Raw genomic sequence first — 18,094 nt, forward strand, 5'->3', positions numbered from 1 at the left:
GATGCGGCCGGGGCTCGCCCCGCCCTACCGTAGGGCGGGCGCCAGGCCCGCCACTACGCCAGACATTGCCTTAAAAAGCACCGTGCTTCTTGAAATCCTGGATGGCGGCAGCCAATTCGGCTTCGTCGTCCTTGGACAGTTCCTTGGTGTCTTCGACGCGCTGGATCAGGCCGGCATGCTTGGCCTTCAGTTGATCCTTCAGCGATTTTTCGAAGGCCAGGACCTGCGCCACGTCCACGTCGTCCAGGTAGCCATTGTTGACCGTGTACAGCGTGACGGCCAGTTCCCACACCTGCAGCGGCTGGTATTGCGGCTGCTTGAGCAGTTCGACCACGCGCTTGCCGCGCTCGAGCTGGCGACGGGTGGCGTCGTCGAGGTCGGAGGCGAATTGCGCGAAGGCGGCCAGTTCACGGTACTGCGCCAGGTCGGTACGGATACCGCCGGACAGCTTCTTGATGACCTTGGTCTGGGCCGCACCACCCACCCGCGACACCGAGATACCGGCGTTGATGGCGGGGCGCACGCCTGCGTTGAACAGGTCGGTTTCCAGGAAGATCTGGCCATCGGTGATCGAGATCACGTTGGTCGGCACGAAGGCCGACACGTCGCCTGCCTGGGTTTCGATGATCGGCAGCGCGGTCAGCGAACCGGTCTTGCCCTTGACGGCGCCGTTGGTGAACTTCTCGACGTATTCTTCGTTGACGCGCGCGGCACGCTCGAGCAGGCGCGAGTGCAGGTAGAACACGTCGCCGGGGTAGGCTTCGCGGCCCGGCGGACGGCGCAGCAGCAGCGAGACCTGGCGGTAGGCCCAGGCTTGCTTGGTCAGGTCGTCATAAATGATCAGGGCGTCTTCGCCGCGATCGCGGAAGTACTCGCCCATGGTGCAGCCGGCGTAGGCGGCCAGGTACTGCATGGCGGCCGAGTCGGAAGCCGAGGCGGCCACGACGATGGTGTATTCCATGGCGCCGTGCTCTTCGAGCTTGCGCACCACGTTGTTGATGGTCGACGCCTTCTGGCCGATGGCGACGTACACGCAGGTGACGCCCTTGCCCTTCTGGCTGATGATGGTGTCGACCGCAACGGCGGTCTTGCCGGTCTGGCGGTCGCCGATGATCAGTTCGCGCTGGCCGCGGCCGATCGGCACCATCGAGTCGATGGCCTTGATACCGGTTTGCAGCGGCTGCGACACCGAGCGGCGGGCAATCACGCCAGGCGCCACTTTTTCGATGATGTCGGTTTCTTTGGTGTCGATCGGGCCTTTGCCGTCGATGGGCACACCCAGCGTGTTGACCACGCGGCCACGCAGTTCGGGGCCGACCGGCACTTCGAGAATGCGGCCGGTGGTCTTGACCTGGTCGCCTTCGGACACGCCGGTGTAGTCGCCCAGAATCACGGCGCCGACGGAGTCGCGCTCGAGGTTGAGCGCCACGCCGAAGACGTTGTCGGGGAATTCGAGCATTTCGCCCTGCATCACGTCGGACAGGCCGTGGACGCGGGTAATGCCGTCGGTTACGGACACCACGGTGCCCTGGGTGCGAATGTCAGCCGAAGCGCCCAGGCCCTCGATGCGGCTCTTGAGCAGTTCGCTGATCTCGGAGGGATTGAGTTGCATATTGACTCCTGGAATCCTGTTTGTCTGGCCGTGCGCGCGTCAGGCGGCCAGCGTATCCCGCAAGCGGGCCAATTGGGCTTGTACGGAAGTATCGAGCACCTGGTCGCCGACCGCCACGCGCACGCCGCCGATAAGCGACTTGTCGACGGTGACGCTGGGCTTGAGCTTGAGACCGAACTTGGTTTCTAGCGCATCGACCAGTTCTTTGACCTGGGCATCGCTGAGCTCGAACGCGCTGGTGATTTCCGCCTGCGCCGTGCCTTCGTGGTGATTCTGCAGCGCGACGAATTGCTTGGCGATGATGGGCAGCAACAGCAGCCGGTCGTTGGCCACCAGCAGTTCGATGAAATTGCGGACGGCTTGGGGCAACTGGGCCTGGATCAGGCCAGTGAACAGCTCGGCGCGCTGCGCATCGCCCAGGCGCGGATCGGACATCGCTTCGCGCACGTCGGGTTGAGCGGCCACGTGGGCCAGCTCGCCGATCAGGTCGGCCCAGGCCGGCAAGCCGGCCTTGTCGTCGCGAGCCGCGCTGAAAAGCGCCTCGGCATAGGGCCTGGCGACAGTGGAAAGTTCAGCCATGGCGTTCCCGGATTAAAGCTGCGCCTTGAGCTGGTTGAGCAGCTCGGCGTGGGCGCGGGCGTCAACCTCGCGCTTGAGGATCTGTTCAGCACCCTTGACAGCCAGCGCGGCGACGTCGTCGCGCAGCGTATCACGGGCACGCTGGACTTCCTGCGCAGCATCCTGCGCCGCCTGGGCGACGATGCGGGCGCGTTCAGATTCAGCTTCGCGGCGAGCCTGCTCGATCAGCGAGGCGGCTTGCTTTTCGGCCTCGATGATGCGGGCATGGTTCTCGGATTTGGCAGAAGCCTCGATCAGACTGACGCGCGCTTGGGCTTGGGCCAGATCGGCCTTGCCCTTCTCGGCGGCGGCCAGGCCGTCGGCGATTTTTTGGCGGCGCTCGTCCATCGCCTTCGTCAGGGGCGGCCACACGAATTTCATCGTGAACCAGCCCAGAACGAAGAACACGAGCATCTGGAAAAAGATCGTCGCGTTCAGATTCACGGTCGTTCCTTTAACACCTTGCGGCCCCGGACGCACCAAAGGCGTCGCGGAGCACTCGATACTTTGCCGACCTGCAGCGTAGGGATTTCGCTACCGCCGGCGTCAAGCCCGCCATTGCGCAGGCGGGCGTTGCCATGGACCGCCGGGCTTAGCCTACGAACGGGTTGGCGAAGGCGAACAGCATGGCGATACCCACACCGATCAGGAACGCCGCGTCGATCAGGCCAGCCAGCAGGAACATCTTGGTCTGCAGCGCGTTCATCAGTTCAGGCTGACGAGCCGAAGCTTCCAGGTACTTGCCGCCCATCAATGCGATGCCGATGCAAGCGCCGATAGCGCCCAGACCGATGATAAGACCGCAAGCGAGAGCAACGAAAGCAACGTTGGTCATGACAACTCCTTGGTTAGAAATCTGAAGTCAAATTGTAAGAAAACGATACTGCTTGGAATGCAAGAAAACCTTGCGCCCCGGGCGCGGGCAAGGAGCCCGCGCCAGGAATTGGGGTCAATGCCCTTCGTGAGCCTGGCCGATGTACACCAGCGTCAGCATCATGAAGATGAAAGCCTGCAAGAGGACGATCAGGATGTGGAAGATGGCCCACACCGAACCGGCCAGCACGTGGCCGATGCCCAGGCCGATACTGGCCGCGTTCAGGCCTGTCCAGGCGCCGCCCAGCAGGGCGATCAGCATGAAGATGAGTTCGCCGGCGAACATGTTGCCGAACAACCGCATGCCCAGCGACACGGACTTGGCGGCGTATTCGATCAGGTTGAGCAGCAGGTTGGCGGGGGCCAGCACCACCGCGCCGATGCCATGGGCATGGAAGGGAGCGGTGAAGAGTTCTTTGACGAAACCGCCCGGGTGCTTGATCTTGATGCCGTAGTAGAACATCAGCAGCAGCACGCCCAGCGACATGCCCATGGGCACGTTCAGGTCGGCGGTGGGCAGAATGCGGTGGTAGTACAGGACGTCGCCGTGATGGGCGCCCAGGCCGGTCCAGCGCCACAGCGAGGGCATCAGGTCGACGGGGATGAGATCGAGCGCGTTCATCAGGATGATCCAGAGGAACACGGTAAGGGCCAGCGGGGCCACGAACAGGCGGCTCTTGACGTTGGTGACGATGCCCTTGGCCTGCTCGTCGACCATGTCGACGATCATTTCGACGAAGGCCTGGAAACGGCCCGGTACGCCAGCCGAGGCACGGCGCGCAGCCAGCCAGAGAAACAGAACCACGATCAAGCCGGTGAGGGCGGACCAGAACACCGAGTCATAGTTGATGACATTGAACTGGGCGATGACGGACTGCTTTTCGCCAATATTGTTCAAGTGCACCAGGTGATGCTGAATGTACGCGGACTGAGGCGATACGTCGCTGGCAGCAGCCATTTGAACCCTACCCTGTTTGCTCTGTGGCCGGACCTTGCGAACCGACCGTTTGCATGATTTTTAAGCAGCTATGACAACTTGCGAAACAGCAACAGCAGCAGATATCCCTTTAGCGTGAGGATCAGCCCGAGCAGCACCGCCGGCCATACCAGCCAGTCTTGCGCCACACGCGACAGCAGCCACAACAGCAGTGCCGTCATGAGCAGCTTGACCATCTCGCCGAGGAAAAAAGTAACGGGACTAGCCCGGCCTGACTTGAGCACGTTGATGAGCAGACGCAATGCAAACAACGCATTGGGTAAGAAATACGCCCCCGCCCCCGCCAACGCCGACAAACCTGCCGCCGTACCCGCAATGATCCCTGCAATTGCTGCCGCTGCGAGCCCCATGGCTCCCTGCGCCGCCAATACCCGCAAGAGTCCTCGGCAAGCCTGAGCATCGAGTACCGCGCGATCGGTATCGGTAAGCACCGGATTCTGTTCTACCAGGCTTTGCATCAAGCTTCCCCGCTCTTGCGGCAACGACATGCGCGGTGGGTTCACCACGTGTTTTCATCCCGCAAGCGTCAAACCCGTAGAGTATAGCGTGATTCGTTTTGCTCGAGCAAATGAAGAAACCGGCACCGGATCAATCCGGTGCCGGTTGCGGCAGTTGGGCGGGGGAAAGGGGCAGGCATGGCCTGCCCCTGGCGGTCAGTCTTCCTTGACTGGCGGGGGAGCCCAATGCCCGTCGAGGGCGATGTCTTTGGGCCAGTACAACCGCATGTTGAGCATGAAGTTGCCTTGGTCGGGCGCGGGCAGCCAGTTCGACGCCTTGCCGGGGCCCGGGTCGTCGCGCTGGATATAGATGTCCAGCGAGCCATCGGCGTTGTACCGCAGCGGGTCGGTGCTGCGCAGGGCATAGCGGCCGATGCGGTTGGGGGCCAGGCCGTGATTGGCGTTGTACAAGATCAGGGACCAGGACGCATTGACCGGCGGCAATTGCCCCTTGTCGAAATGCAGTACGTAGTCTTCGTCGCTGCGCAGCAATTCGCCATCGTCGTCGATGGTGGTGACCGGATACAGCGCATCTTGCGGCGTGGTGGCACCCAGGCCCGCATACGCGATGGCGGCACGGCGCGTGTAGTCGGTGCCATAGGTGCCGATACCGTGCCGGACGATGCCCCAGCCGTTCATGGGTGTGCCCAGTTGGCCGACCGTATCCGCGATACGGCGGCCCGCCACCGGGCGGGCATCGGCCAGCGCCTGCTGCACGACCGGATCGAGGCGGCTGTACGAGAAGGGCTGCGGGCCGCCCACCAAGCCGATGCGATGCATGCGCGACAGGATGGCATTGTCGTTGGCATGCGGCGGGTTGGCGTGCAGCAGTTCGGCAAACACCGTGAAGAAGGTGGCCGGATCCATGGCGGCCACCTGCTGGCCCGGCGAACCCTGGGTGTCCCAGGTAATCGACGAGGCCGGGCGCAGCGGCGCGGGCGCCATCGCCGACGCCCCCCCCATCGGCGTATAGCCCGGACTGGCCTGGTTTTGCGGCCAGACGGCCGGCTTGGCAGCGCCGCGGCGCTGCGGGGTGATCGGCGTGGGCGGTGGCGGCGGCACCGCCATGGGCGAGGCGGTCATGCCGGCCTGGAACTGGTTCACGGCCCCGTACTCGGCCGCCCCGCCGGTCTGGATGCGGGCGATCAGCCAGCCCATGTCGGTGGGGCTGCGCACCACGTCGGCGCCGATTGGCGCGGTGCCCTTCCAATGCGGGCCGACGATGGCGAAAGTCTGCTCGCCATTGCCGGTGGTGCGGGTACCGCGCGAGGCGAACTCGTCAGTCCACATGTCCAGCAGCGACAGCGCGTAATAGCGGCCGCCCGAGGCGGGCACGCGCACGATCAGCGGCTGGCGCGACACGTCGTACCAGAGGCTGGAATACAGCATGTCGGTGCTGGGCCAGGCCACGTCGGTAACGCCCGGATCGGGGAACACCGTGCGATGGCCGAACTGGTTCATCGGCGCCTTGCCGGCCAGCGAGGTCTGTACCTGGGTCGAGGCCCGGCGCGTGGCTTCCATCAGCACCAGCGGGTAGGCGTACAGGTACGCGTCAACCGCAATGTCCTGCAATTCTTCGGCAGTGACGGCCGAGCTGGGCGCGGCCATGGGGGTTTCGGACACCAGCCGCATCGAGGGCTGCGGCTGCGGGTACTGGGCCAGCGCGGCGCAGGCGAAGCAGGTGCCCAGCGCGCCGGCCAGTACGGCCTTGGGCCAGCGGCGGGCAGAAGAGAACGGACGACTATGCATGGGGGGCTCCTTGTTCGTTGTTGGCAAACGAGCCGGCCACCCGCCTGGCGGCAGGCGGCCTTTTCAACATAACGCCGTTCCAGGATAGGCGCGGAAGCTGCAACAAGGTGCCATCCAAAGGTTACAGCCGGCAACCAGTCTCCCTATGCGCGCCCTGCTGGCCACGGTTTTTGTGCTCGTGGCTCGTGTAACAGGCGTTACTTGTGGCGGAATGCCGGGGGCCGCTTTTCCACGAAAGCGGCCATGCCCTCTTTCTGGTCTTCGGTGCCGAACAACGAATGGAACACGCGGCGCTCGAACAGCAGCCCTTCGTTGAGCGAGGACTCGAAGGCACGGTTGACGCATTCCTTGGCCATCATGACCGACGGCAGCGACATCGAGGCGATCACGGTGGCAGCCTCGATGGCTTCGTCCATCAGCTTGTCGGCCGGCACCACGCGCGAGACCAGGCCGGCGCGCTCGGCTTCTTCGGCACCCATCATGCGGGCGGTCAGGGCCAGGTCCATGGCCTTGGCCTTGCCCACCGCGCGCGGCAGGCGCTGCGTGCCGCCGGCGCCGGGGATGACCCCCAGCTTGATTTCGGGTTGGCCGAACCGGGCCGTGTCGGCGGCGATGATGATGTCGCACATCATGGCCAGTTCGCAGCCGCCGCCCAGGGCGTAGCCGGACACCGCGGCGATGACGGGCTTGCGGATCCGCTTCAGGGTTTCCCAGTTGCGGGTGATGTATTCGCTGCCATAGACGTCCATGTACGACCAGTCTTTCATGGCGCCGATGTCGGCCCCGGCCGCGAACGCCTTTTCGCTGCCCGTGATGACCACCGCGCCGATACCGTCGTCGGCTTCGAAGGCCAGCAGCGCGGCACCCAGCTCATTCATGAGCTGGTCATTGAGCGCATTGAGCGCCTTGGGGCGGTTCAACGTCAGCAAACCGACGCGGCCACGGGTTTCGACCAGCACAAACGACTCGCTCATGGATGTCTCCTGGAGAAATAAGCGTAGGAAAGTAAGATAGCGCAATGGATACACCCGTAATTTACCGCCTCGAGCCCCACGACCCCGCCGGCCATCGCTATCGCATCACCCTGACGGTGCCCGAACCGGACCCCGCCGGCCAGCAACTGGCCCTGCCTGCCTGGATTCCCGGCAGCTACCTGATCCGCGATTTCTCGCGCCAGGTCGAGACCCTGCAAGCGCGCGCGGGCGGCCGGCAGCTTGCCGTCACCAAGCTCGACAATCACACCTGGCAGGCCGATCCCTGCAACGGCCCCCTGCAGGTCGAGTACACCGTCTACGCCTGGGATTTGTCGGTGCGCGGCGCGCACCTGGACGAAACGCACGGCTTTTTCAACGGCACCAGCGTGTTCCTGCGCGTGCAGGGCCAGGAAAACAGTCCCTGCCTGCTGGACCTGGCGCCGCCGCGCGGCATCGATGGCTGGAAGGTCTACACCAGCCTGCCCGAGGCGCGCGGCCAGGCTGGCGCAGCGCGCCGCCATGGCTTTGGCCTGTACCGGGCGCCCGACTACGACGCGCTGATCGACCACCCGGTGGAAATGGGCACGCCCCAGGTGGCCCGCTTCACGGCGCACGGGGCCGAGCACGAACTGGTGTTCACCGGCATGGCGCCCCGCCTAGACCTGGCCCGCATCGCGGCCGACGCGCGCCGCATCTGCGAAACCCAGATCGCTTTCTTCGAGCCGCGCACCAAGCGCGCGCCGTTCCTGGACAGCAGCGATCGCTATGTCTTCATGACCATGGTGGTGGGCGACGGCTATGGCGGCCTGGAACACCGCGCCAGCACCGCGCTGATGGCCACGCGCAAAGACCTGCCGGTGCTGGGCCAGCAGGGCCAGGGCGAGGGCTACCGCGGCTTCCTGGGATTGGTCAGCCACGAATACTTCCACACCTGGAACGTCAAGCGCATCAAGCCGGCCGCCTTCGTGCCCTATCACCTGCAGCAGCCCGACCTGACCCGCCTGCTGTGGATATTCGAGGGCTTCACCTCGTATTACGACGACCTGATGCTGCTGCGTTCGGGCACCATCGGCCTGACCGATTACCTGCGCCTGCTGGCCAAGACCATCACCGGCGTGGCGCGCTCGCCAGGGCGCCGCAAGCAGTCGGTGGCCGAAAGCTCGTTCGATGCCTGGACCCGCTACTACAAGCAGGACGAGAACTCGCCCAATGCCCTGGTCAGCTACTACACCAAGGGCGCGCTGGTGGCCCTGGGGCTGGACCTGGCCATCCGGCGCGACTCAGGCGGCACGCATTCGCTGGATGATGTCATGCGGCTGCTGTGGCAGCGCTACGGTCGCGATTTCTATCGCGGCAAGCCGCAAGGCCTGCCCGAAGACGCCCTGCCCGCCCTGGTGCGCGAAGCCACCGGCGTGGACGTGCGGCGCTTTGTGGCCCGCTACGCCTATGGCACGGCCGACGTGCCGCTGGCCGAACTGCTGGCCCCGCACGGCGTCGGCCTGCAATGGAAGTCCACCGTGAACATCCCGTCGCTGGATGTGCGCACGCGCAAGCAAGACGAATCGCTGGCGCTGGCCACCGTGCTCGAAGGCGGCGCGGCCCACAAGGCCGGACTGTCGGCCGGCGATGTATTGGTGGCGGTCGATGGCCTGCGCGTGGACGCGCCGGCCGGGCTGGACTTGCTGCTGGCACAGTACCGCGCGGGCGACCGTGTGACGGTGCACGTGTTCCGGCGCGACGAACTGCGCGCGTTCAAGGTCCGGCTGGCGCCGCCCGCGGCGCTGGACTGCACGCTGTCGGCGAAATAGTGCGGCGCAGGTGCCCGGCTCCCGCCGGGTGCCAGGCACTGTCCGGGTGAGACGACCTGGGCACGCTTGGGCGCCTGGCGCCTGGCTAGCCGGCGCCGCGTTCCCAGCGGCGCTGGATGGCCTTGGCCGCCACGACCCCATCGGCCAGCGAGGTCGCCACGCAGGGATGCATGCGATGGGCCACTTCGCCTATCGCGTAGACGTCGGGCACGCTGGCTTCGGCCGTGGCGATGTCGGTGCGGATATAGCCGCGCGCGTCGCGCTGCAGCCCCAGGCCATCGGCAAAGGCGGCCTGCGGCTCCCAGCCGTAGAACACCAGGATCAGGTCGTAAGCGCGCCCATCGACGGTGCGTGCCGCCGGATCGACCCGGTACGGACCGACGCGCACGCCGTCTTGCCCGGCCCGCGCAACCCATTGATGCTGCGCGCGCACGCTGCGGGCGTACAAGTGCACGCTGCGCGCCCCCCGGTTGCGCACATAGACGAAGTTTTCGTAGGCATTGTCGCCCCCGCCCAGGACAGCCACCGACAGGCCGGCGTAGTCTTGCGCCATGATGGACGACCCTGGCCCCACGAAGACGCCGGGCCAGGCCGTATCGGCCGGATAGCCCGGCAGGCCGCGCGCGCGCACGCCCGAGGCGATCACCAGGGCACGCGCCTGCACGGCGGTGGACGCCGCCCCGGCGTCCAGGTCCACCTGGAAACCGCCAGCGGTGCGCCGGGCGTGCCGCGCATACGTGCCCAGGTGCGCCGGCACGCCGGCAGCCCGCACGCTATCGGCAATATTGGCCGCGACTTGCTGGCCCGTGACGCCGGGCAGCACGGCGATCCAGTCGTCGACGAACGGGTTGTCATTGCTCAGCCCGCCCAGGCGCGCGTCGGCCTCGACCAGCAGCGGCGCCAGGCCCAGCCGGGCCAGCCAGATGGCGCACGAGGCCCCGGCCGGGCCGCCGCCCACGATCACCGCGTCATATTGCTGCATGTCTGTCGTATTCCGTATGGCGATGCTACGCGCCGTGCAGGCGCATCAAGCGGATTGTAGCCAGGGGCCCCGCCCGCCTTACAATTCCGGTTCCCTCTTCCAGGTATCGATCATGCCTACACGCCGCATCATCCTTTCCGGGCTGGCGCTGGATGCCCGCATCGGCATTCTCGAGCACGAACGCCGGGCCACCCAGCCGCTGCACATCGATGCCGAATTCGACGTGGACATCACCCGCAGCGTCGATGACCACGACATCCACAGTGTGCTCGACTACCGGCAACTGCGCGAAGCCATCGTCGAAGAATGCACCCAGGCGCACGTGAACCTGATCGAAACGCTGACCGAACAGGTGGCGGCCCGCCTGCTGCGCGACTTCGATGAAGTCCGCGCGCTGCGGCTGCGCATCAGCAAGCCCATGGCGTTTTCCGACTGCGCCGCCGTGGGTGTCGAGATCCAGATCAATCGCTAGACCGGACCAGCCATGCAAGACCTTACCGACCCTTCCGTGACCGTCCGCACGCCGGCTGAAGAGAAAGTCCGCCACGAAGGCAACAAGCTGGCCAAGCGGCTGGCGCGCGAAACCACCCGGGCCCTGGCCGACTACAACATGATCGAGGCGGGCGACCGCGTCATGGTGTGCCTGTCGGGCGGCAAGGACTCGTACGCGCTGCTCGACATCTTGCTCAGCCTGCGCAAGCGCGCGCCCTTTCCGTTCGACATCGTGGCGGTCAACCTGGACCAGAAGCAGCCGGGCTTTCCGCCCGATGTGCTGCCCACGTACCTGAGTGCGCTGGGCGTGCCCTTCCATATCGAGACGCAGGATACGTACTCGATCGTGACCCGGGTGATCCCCGAGGGCAAGACCATGTGCTCGCTGTGCTCGCGGTTGCGGCGCGGCATCCTGTACCGCGTGGCCGGCGAGCTGGGCGCCACCAAGATCGCCCTGGGCCACCATCGCGACGACATCCTGGCCACGTTTTTCCTGAACCTGTTCTACGGCGGCAAGGCCAAGGCCATGCCACCCAAGCTGGTGTCCGACGACGGCCGGCACACCGTGATCCGGCCGCTGGCCTATGTGCCCGAAAGCGACCTGGTGACATACGCCAAGTTCAAGCAGTTCCCTATCATTCCGTGCAATCTGTGCGGCTCGCAGGAAAACCTGAAGCGCCAGGAAGTGGCACGCATGATCCGCGACTGGGACCGCCAGCATCCGGGCCGTTCCTGGAATGTGTTCAACGCCCTGTCGCGCGTGGTGCCGTCGCACCTGATGGACCGCGACCTGTTCGACTTCGCAGGACTCAAGCCCTCGGGCGTGCCGGACGCCAATGGCGACACGGCGTTCGATCCGGTGGACCCGGTCGATCCGCAAGCTGCGGGGGGCGATACCTGTACCGATTCTGGCGTGACGGAGCAGAGGCTGGTGTTTGCGCGGTCAGGTTGATGGATTTGGTGCTGGGATAGGTTGCTCTTCTGGCGTCGGGTCGGGCGGGAGTGAGTGCCGCGGCGCCTCGGGGCCGAACCGGGCGCGCAGGGCGCCCGACGGCACCGTGAAGCCAAGGCGCTCACGCCAGCACGCCACGACGCCAGAAGAACAATCCCCCGAGGATCAAGCTACGCGTTCAACACCCGCACTGGCTTGCCCGCAACCCAACTTTGCACCACCTCAAGCGCACTCCGATAAAACGCCGTGAAATTCTCAGGGCTCACATACCCCAAGTGCGGCGTCAACACGACGTTATCCAACGCCCGCAAGGTATCGGTGGCCGGTAGCGGCTCTTCGGCGTAGACATCCAGGCCGGCGCCGGCAATGCGGCCCTTGCGCAGGGCGTCCAGCAATGCGGCCTGGTCGACCAGGCCGGCGCGCGAGGTATTCACCAGGAAAGCCGTGGGCTTCATGGCGGCCAGCGCGGCGGCATCCACCACATGGCGCGTACGATCGCTAAGTATCAGGTGCACGCTGATGACATCGGCATTGGCGAACAACTCGTGCTTCGGCACGAATTCCACCCCGGCTTGGTGGGCACGCTCGGCCGTCAGGTTGGGGCTCCAGGCCTGCACGTGCATGCCGAACGCCTTGCCCACCCGGGCCACCGCCGTGCCCAGCTTGCCCAGGCCCACCACCCCCAGGCACTTGTCGGCCAGCGGCCGCGGCATGCCGGTTTGCCACAGCCCGCGGCGCATGTTGGCGTCTTCGATGGTCAGGTTCTTGAACAGCGCCAGGATATGCGCCCAGGCGAGTTCGGACGTGGCGGTATTGGCGTCGGCGCTGCCAGGCGCCCCGCAAACGACGATACCCTGCCGCGTGCAGGCATCCATGTCGATGGCCAGGTTGCGCATGCCGGTGGTCACCAGCAGGCGCAGCTTGGGCAGGGCTTGGATCAGTTGCGCCGGAAACGGCGTGCGTTCGCGCATGGCGACGATCACATCGAAGTCTTGCAGGGCGCTTGCCCGTTCGGCTTCGGGCAGGTAGTCGCGAAACGACTGCACCTGGACTTGGGGGCCGAGCGTGGTCCAGTCGGCGTAGCGCTCGGCCACGCCATGGTAATCGTCGAGCAGGGCAACCTTGATCGCATCAGTATTCACGTGAAGGCTCCGGTCATTGGCCCAGGCGGGCCTGGATCATCTCGAGCGGGGCAGCGCCATTGAGACGGCTGCCATCCTTGAAGAAAATCGCGGGGGTGCCGCGCACCATCAGTTTCTGGCCCAGCGCCAATACCTGTTCGATGGGCGTATCGCATTCGGCGGTGGGCGGCGTCTTGCCGCGCACCATCCAGTCTTGCCAAGTCTGGGCAGGATCTTTGGCACACCAGATATCGCGCGACTTGGTATGCGAATCGGGTGCCAGGATGGGATACAGGAAGGTGTAGACGGTGAGGTTGTCCACGTCCTGCAGGGTCTTGTGCAATTGCTTGCAGTAGCCGCAGTTGGGGTCTTCGAAGACGGCCATCTGGCGCGAGCCGTCGCCGCGCACCTGCTTGACGGCAAGGTCGAGCGGCAATTCATCGAACGACACCGAGCCGAGTTTTTCCTGGCGCTCGCGGGTGACGTCGCGGCGCGTGATGGCATCGATAAGCGGGCCTTCCATGACCCAGGTGACTTTCTCGTCGGTATAGACCAGGTCGCTGCCCAGCTGGACCTCGAAGATGCCGTAGGGCGTGCGCCGCACCGTGGTGACGCTGAGTTCGGTGAAGCGCTGCGCAAAGCGTTCTTTCACTGCCTGCGCGGCCGGGTCGGCTACCGATTCGGTGGCCGCCGGCGCCTTCGCGCCGGATACCGTGGAATAAACCTGGTCGTGGCCGGCGGGTGCCTGCTGCGCCCAGGCGCCACAGGCGGCGGCGAGCCCGGTGATGCACAGGGCACGGGCCAGCAATACGGAAAAACGGAAATTCATTGGTGCTCCTTGGGGCGGGCTAGTTGCGCGAGGCCCCGTCGATCAGATGGCGCTTCAGGAAAGACGAAGCGTCGACCCATTGCATGCCGGCATTGCGCAGCCAGGCCAGCGGTGCGGCGCGCGTGCCGAACAAGCGGTACAGGCCATCGGTAGCCAGGCGCATGGCGAACACCGATTCGGCGCGGGCGCGCTGGTAGCGCCGCAGCACGCGGGCGTCGCCGGCCGAACGGTAGGATTCGCGTTCGCCCACCACGCGGGCCAGGGCCTCGACATCGCCCAGGCCCAGGTTCAGGCCTTGCCCGGCCAGCGGATGCACGCGATGCGCCGCGTCGCCGGCCAGGGCGATGCCCGGCCCCATCATGCTGGCCTGCTCCAGGGCCAGGGGAAAGCCGTGGATTTTGCTACGCACGCGCAGGCGGCCCAGCCGCCCGTGCGCGGCGCGCGCCAGCAGTTGTTCCAGTTGGGCCGCCTGCGCTTCGGGCGCCAGGGCCTGCAAGGCCTGCGCCTGCGCGTCATGCATCGACCACACCATCGACACCTGCGGGCCGGCAGAAGTATCCGGCAACGGCAACAGGGCCAGCACGCCGTCGTCGCGGAACCACTGCAATGCGGTGCCCTGATGCGGGTGCTCGGCATCCAGGTGCGCCACCAGGCCGGTGTCGGGGTAAGGCACCGAGCGGTGCGATATGCCGGCGGCGTTGCGCAGCGGCGAGGCCGCGCCGTCGGCGCCGACGAACAGTTCGGCCCGCAACCACTCGCCCGAACTGGTCTCGACAGCACCGTCGCGATAGCCCACGCAGCGCTCGGGCAGCCAGGGAATGCCGAACATGCGCACGGCTTGCATCAGCACGCGCTCGACTTCACCGGACTCGACGATCCAGGCCAGTTGCGGCTGAGCTGCCTGCCAGGCGTTGAGATCGACGCGCCCATCGGCATCGCCATGGATTTCCATGGCCTGCACGGGCATGATGCGCGCCGCGGGCATGGCGTCCCAGACCCCCAGCGATGCCAGGAAGCGCTGGCTGGCCGGCGAGATGGCATAGACCCGCGGATGATAGGCGTCGGGGTCGGCGGCGGGCACCGTGGAAACCGGCGCCAGCAAGGCCACCCGCTGCCCGCGCCGCGCCAGGGCCAGCGCGCTGGCCAGCCCGACGATGCCGGCGCCGCAGACGACAATCTGGTGGGTCATCGCGCGCTGGGCTCCCCGGCCTGCTTCGGCCACAGCACCCACATCTGGCCGCGCTGCTTCATGCGGCCGGCCTGTGCGCCGGCGTCGTCGCCGAAGCCCCAATAGAAGTCGGCGCGCGCCGCGCCCCTGATGGCCGTGCCGGTGTCTTGCGCGAACACCAGGCCCTGCAGGGGCCGCTCGGATGCCGGCCAGGTGGTGGCCAGGTACACGGGCGCGCCCAGCGGCACGAAGCCGGTATCGACGGCAATGGAACGGCGCGGCGCCAGCGGGATGCCGTAAGCCCCCTTCGGCCCGAGTTCGGGGTCGACCACGGCTTCTTCGCGGAAGAACACCACGGCAGGATTGGCATTGAGCATTTCAGGCACGCGTGCCGGGTTGCGCTGCGCCCAGGCGCGGATGTTCTGCATGGACGCCTGGTCGGCGCGCAGTTCGCCCTGGGCGATCAGCCAGCGGCCGATGGATGCATAGGGCTGGCCGTTATGGTCGGCATAGGCCAGCCGGATGGTCGTGCCGGCATCGGGGCCGTCGGCCAGCAGCACGCGGCCCGACCCCTGCACTTGCAGGAAGAAATTGTCGACCGGATCGTCGATCCAGACGATGGCCGGCGGCCGTTCGCTGGAGGACTCGATGCCGGCGCGGGTGTCGTAGGGCACCACACGCTTGCCTGCCAGCTTGCCGCGCACCCGCTTGCCCGCCAGCTCGGGGTACACCGCCCCCAGGTCGATGGTGAGCAGATCGTCGGGCACCGCGTACAGCGGCCATTGGTACGCCCCTTCCTGCCGCCGCGAACCGCGTACCAGCGGTTCGTAATAGCCCGTGACCGTATTCGACGCCGGGCGATTGTCGGCGCCGTTCAAGCGCCATGGCTGCAAATAGGTTTGCAGGAACTGGCGCACGCCGGCAGCATCCGCGGGGGCGCGGGCCGGGTCGGCGGCGGCTGCGCAAACGGGCTGCCAGGCGCGCGGGGTGGCGCGTGCCGGTGCCGCCAGGTTGCCGCTGGTGGGCCGCATCAGGCCCTTGCAGTTGCGGATGAACAGGGGCCAGAACTGGGACAGGTCGTCGCTGGACCAACCCGGCAGCTCGGCCCAGGTGGCGCGCTGGAAACGCCCGCCCAGCGTGCGTGCGGGCGTATCGCGCAAGGCCGACAGCGGCGGCACCACCAGGGGGCCCGTTTCCGAGGGGGCGGCGGCGCCCGGCGTGCCAGGCTGGTCCGGCCCGCCCTGTTCGGGCGGGACTTCGGGCAGACTGCACGCCACCAGCAGCAGCGGCGGCAGACACAACAAGCTAAGAAAACGCTTCATGGGCATGACAGGAAAAGAGGGGCAGCCAGGGCCGTCAATGCAGCGTCCGCGGCATGGCCAACAGGAATTCGGCGATGGGCACTTCGAACGGGATGCCGTTCTCGCCCACGCAATGGTAGGTGCCCCGCATGGTGCCCACCGGCGTATTGAGCGGACAGCCGCTGGTGTATTCGAAGGTCTCGCCCGGCGCCAGCAAGGGCTGCTGCCCCACCACCCCCAGGCCGCGTACTTCTTGCACGCGCTGGTTGCCATCAGTGATGATCCAATGGCGGCTGATGACCTGGGCGGGATGCTCGCCAGTGTTGGTGATGCGCACGGTATAGGCGAACACATACTGCTGTTCGGCGGGATCGGACTGCTCGGGCACGAAGCGCGGAGCAACGGTGACGGTCAGGTCGTACGGTTTCAAGGGCCTTTCCCGGTGGGCACAGGGCGGTTGAGCGGCATGCCGCAGGGTTGGCGAAGCAGGCCAGGCGGCATTCAGGTGCGGCAAACTACAATAATGGCACATTATGCCCGCGGAAACCCCGATCATCATGCCAGCCCCGTCCCCGGCCGCCACCCGCATCGCCCCCAGCATCCTGTCCGCCGACTTTGCCCGGCTGGGCGAAGAAGTGCGCAATGTCGTCGCCGCCGGTGCCGACTGGATCCATTTCGACGTGATGGACAACCACTATGTGCCCAACCTGACCATCGGGCCGATGGTGTGCGCCGCGATCCGGCCGCACGTGCAAGTGCCCATCGACGTGCACCTGATGGTCGAGCCGGTAGACGACCTGGTATCGCAGTTCGCCAAGGCGGGCGCCAACATCATTACCTTCCACCCCGATGCCTCGCGCCACGTGCACCGCACCCTGTCGCTGATCCGCGACCATGGCTGCAAGGCCGGGCTGGTGTTCAACCCGGCCAGCTCGCTCGACGCCATGGACCACGTCATGGACCTGCTGGACGTGGTGCTGCTGATGTCGGTGAACCCGGGTTTCGGGGGGCAGAGCTTCATTCCGGCCACGCTGCACAAGCTGCGCGACGCCCGCGCACGCATCGACCGCTGGACGCAGGCGGGCGGCCAAGCCATCCTGCTGGAAGTCGACGGCGGCGTCAAAATCGACAACATCGCGCAAATTCGCGCGGCCGGTGCCGATACCTTCGTGGCCGGCTCGGCCATTTTCGGCCAGCCCGACTATGCCAGTGTCATTCAAGCACTGCGTGGCGAAATCGCCAAAGCCAGCACCTTAGCCGCCTGAGACCGCCATGACCACTTTCCACGCGGTGCTGCTCGACCTGGACGGCACCCTGCTCGACTCGATTCCCGACCTGGCCCATGCCGCCAATGCCATGCGCATCGAACTGGGCATGCCTACCCTGCGCGAAGACGTGGTGGCCACTTTCGTGGGCAAGGGCGTCGACAACCTGGTGCGCCGCGCCCTGGCCGGCTCGCTGCACGACGCCGACCCCGATCCGGCCCTGTTCGAGCAGGCACGCGAGTCGTTCTACCGGCACTACCACCTGGTCAATGGCGACAAGGCCGCGGTGTTCGACGGCGTGATCGAAGGCCTGAAAGCCATGCGCGACCAGGGCCTGAAGCTGGCCGTGGTCACCAACAAGCCCACCGAGTTCACCCTGCCGCTGCTGCAACGCACCGGACTGGCGGGCTTTTTCCAGGAAGTGGTGTGCGGCGATACCTGCGCGCGCCGCAAGCCCGACCCCGACCCGATGCTGTATGCCTGCGAACGCCTGGGCGTGGCCCCGGCGCAGGCCGTGGCCATCGGCGATTCGATCAATGATGCCCTGGCCGGCCGCGCCGCGGGCATGCACGTGCTGGCCGTGCCCTACGGTTACAACGAAGGCCAGGACGTGCGCGGACTGGATGTCGATGGTATAGTTGCCAGCATCGTCGACGCCGCCCAGTGGATTTCGCTGTGGAACGCCGACCGGAAACAGGACACCGGCCTACCCGCCGCACCCGTCGCCGGCCCGGCCGTCTCGTAGCAGCCCAGGCGCACCGGCTATCCTGAATTTCGTATCTGTAACATGAACGCTCGCCCCTCGAACCCAATGCGCAACGCCTCGTGGCGTTGGTGGCGTTTGTCTTCCGGGTGG

19 protein-coding genes are annotated in these 18,094 nt (G+C 66.3%); 5 read left to right on the forward strand and 14 right to left on the reverse strand.

Features of this window, described 5'->3' with window-relative positions:
• Nucleotides 1-70: 70 nt before the first annotated feature.
• The 8 genes from atpA to KW845_RS17120 form a co-directional block, all read right to left on the reverse strand.
• Complete coding sequence (gene atpA / locus KW845_RS17085) at nucleotides 71-1,612, reverse strand: F0F1 ATP synthase subunit alpha (protein WP_218370534.1); 1,542 nt, start codon at nucleotides 1,610-1,612, stop codon at nucleotides 71-73.
• Between the two features lie 39 nt (nucleotides 1,613-1,651).
• A complete protein-coding gene (locus tag KW845_RS17090) occupies nucleotides 1,652-2,191 on the reverse strand; it encodes a F0F1 ATP synthase subunit delta (RefSeq protein WP_218370535.1) in 540 nt (179 codons plus the stop codon).
• Nucleotides 2,192-2,203: 12 nt separating this feature from the next.
• Entirely contained in the window at nucleotides 2,204-2,674 is a 471-nt protein-coding gene (locus tag KW845_RS17095; protein ID WP_218370536.1) for a F0F1 ATP synthase subunit B, read from the reverse strand.
• A gap of 148 nt (nucleotides 2,675-2,822) precedes the next feature.
• On the reverse strand, nucleotides 2,823-3,065 hold the full coding sequence (gene atpE / locus KW845_RS17100; protein WP_003815363.1) for a F0F1 ATP synthase subunit C: 243 nt from the start codon (nucleotides 3,063-3,065) through the stop codon (nucleotides 2,823-2,825).
• 114 nt (nucleotides 3,066-3,179) lie between these two features.
• Nucleotides 3,180-4,061, reverse strand: a complete 882-nt coding sequence (atpB, locus tag KW845_RS17105; protein ID WP_218370537.1) for a F0F1 ATP synthase subunit A — start codon at nucleotides 4,059-4,061, stop codon at nucleotides 3,180-3,182.
• A gap of 68 nt (nucleotides 4,062-4,129) precedes the next feature.
• A complete protein-coding gene (locus KW845_RS17110; RefSeq protein WP_218370538.1) occupies nucleotides 4,130-4,558 on the reverse strand; it encodes an ATP synthase subunit I in 429 nt (142 codons plus the stop codon).
• A 195-nt stretch (nucleotides 4,559-4,753) separates the two neighbouring features.
• On the reverse strand, nucleotides 4,754-6,346 hold the full coding sequence (locus tag KW845_RS17115; RefSeq protein WP_218370539.1) for a DUF1254 domain-containing protein: 1,593 nt from the start codon (nucleotides 6,344-6,346) through the stop codon (nucleotides 4,754-4,756).
• A gap of 197 nt (nucleotides 6,347-6,543) precedes the next feature.
• Nucleotides 6,544-7,320 carry an enoyl-CoA hydratase gene (locus KW845_RS17120; protein WP_218370540.1) on the reverse strand — a complete coding sequence of 259 codons (777 nt, stop codon included), beginning with the start codon at nucleotides 7,318-7,320 and terminating at the stop codon, nucleotides 6,544-6,546.
• A 44-nt stretch (nucleotides 7,321-7,364) separates the two neighbouring features.
• Here KW845_RS17120 and KW845_RS17125 point away from each other — a divergent pair, with 44 nt between their 5' ends.
• Entirely contained in the window at nucleotides 7,365-9,128 is a 1,764-nt protein-coding gene (locus tag KW845_RS17125; RefSeq protein WP_218370541.1) for a M61 family metallopeptidase, read from the forward strand.
• An 85-nt stretch (nucleotides 9,129-9,213) separates the two neighbouring features.
• Here KW845_RS17125 and KW845_RS17130 read toward each other — a convergent pair whose 3' ends face one another.
• Nucleotides 9,214-10,110: an NAD(P)/FAD-dependent oxidoreductase gene (locus KW845_RS17130; protein WP_218370542.1), complete on the reverse strand. Its 897-nt coding sequence runs from the start codon at nucleotides 10,108-10,110 to the stop codon at nucleotides 9,214-9,216.
• Nucleotides 10,111-10,222: 112 nt separating this feature from the next.
• On the opposite strand from KW845_RS17130, the gene folB reads away from it, so the two are divergent.
• Together folB and ttcA are read left to right on the forward strand one after the other, a co-directional pair.
• Nucleotides 10,223-10,582: a dihydroneopterin aldolase gene (gene folB, locus KW845_RS17135; protein ID WP_218370543.1), complete on the forward strand. Its 360-nt coding sequence runs from the start codon at nucleotides 10,223-10,225 to the stop codon at nucleotides 10,580-10,582.
• A 12-nt stretch (nucleotides 10,583-10,594) separates the two neighbouring features.
• Nucleotides 10,595-11,554: a tRNA 2-thiocytidine(32) synthetase TtcA gene (ttcA, locus tag KW845_RS17140; RefSeq protein WP_218370544.1), complete on the forward strand. Its 960-nt coding sequence runs from the start codon at nucleotides 10,595-10,597 to the stop codon at nucleotides 11,552-11,554.
• Nucleotides 11,555-11,724: 170 nt separating this feature from the next.
• On the opposite strand, the gene KW845_RS17145 is transcribed toward ttcA, so the two are convergent.
• Genes KW845_RS17145 through apaG form a run of 5 tightly spaced genes read right to left on the reverse strand, consistent with a single transcriptional unit; the run spans nucleotide 11,725 to nucleotide 16,403 of the window.
• Nucleotides 11,725-12,681: a D-2-hydroxyacid dehydrogenase family protein gene (locus tag KW845_RS17145; protein WP_218371409.1), complete on the reverse strand. Its 957-nt coding sequence runs from the start codon at nucleotides 12,679-12,681 to the stop codon at nucleotides 11,725-11,727.
• Nucleotides 12,682-12,709: 28 nt separating this feature from the next.
• Nucleotides 12,710-13,504: a DsbC family protein gene (locus KW845_RS17150; protein WP_218370545.1), complete on the reverse strand. Its 795-nt coding sequence runs from the start codon at nucleotides 13,502-13,504 to the stop codon at nucleotides 12,710-12,712.
• 19 nt (nucleotides 13,505-13,523) lie between these two features.
• Nucleotides 13,524-14,693 carry a UbiH/UbiF family hydroxylase gene (locus tag KW845_RS17155; RefSeq protein ID WP_218370546.1) on the reverse strand — a complete coding sequence of 390 codons (1,170 nt, stop codon included), beginning with the start codon at nucleotides 14,691-14,693 and terminating at the stop codon, nucleotides 13,524-13,526.
• A complete protein-coding gene (locus KW845_RS17160; RefSeq protein WP_218370547.1) occupies nucleotides 14,690-15,994 on the reverse strand; it encodes a murein transglycosylase A in 1,305 nt (434 codons plus the stop codon). Before KW845_RS17160 ends, KW845_RS17155 begins: the two co-directional genes overlap by 4 nt.
• 34 nt (nucleotides 15,995-16,028) lie before the next feature.
• Entirely contained in the window at nucleotides 16,029-16,403 is a 375-nt protein-coding gene (gene apaG / locus KW845_RS17165) for a Co2+/Mg2+ efflux protein ApaG (protein WP_218370548.1), read from the reverse strand.
• 103 nt (nucleotides 16,404-16,506) lie between these two features.
• Here apaG and rpe point away from each other — a divergent pair, with 103 nt between their 5' ends.
• Nucleotides 16,507-17,238, forward strand: coding sequence for a ribulose-phosphate 3-epimerase (gene rpe / locus KW845_RS17170; protein WP_218370549.1), 732 nt, complete (start codon nucleotides 16,507-16,509; stop codon nucleotides 17,236-17,238).
• 7 nt (nucleotides 17,239-17,245) lie between these two features.
• A complete protein-coding gene (locus tag KW845_RS17175; RefSeq protein ID WP_218370550.1) occupies nucleotides 17,246-17,983 on the forward strand; it encodes a phosphoglycolate phosphatase in 738 nt (245 codons plus the stop codon).
• The last annotated feature ends 111 nt before the right edge of the window (nucleotides 17,984-18,094 follow it).

Source organism: Bordetella sp. BOR01 (assembly GCF_019218885.1).
GTDB lineage: Bacteria > Pseudomonadota > Gammaproteobacteria > Burkholderiales > Burkholderiaceae_B > Bordetella_A.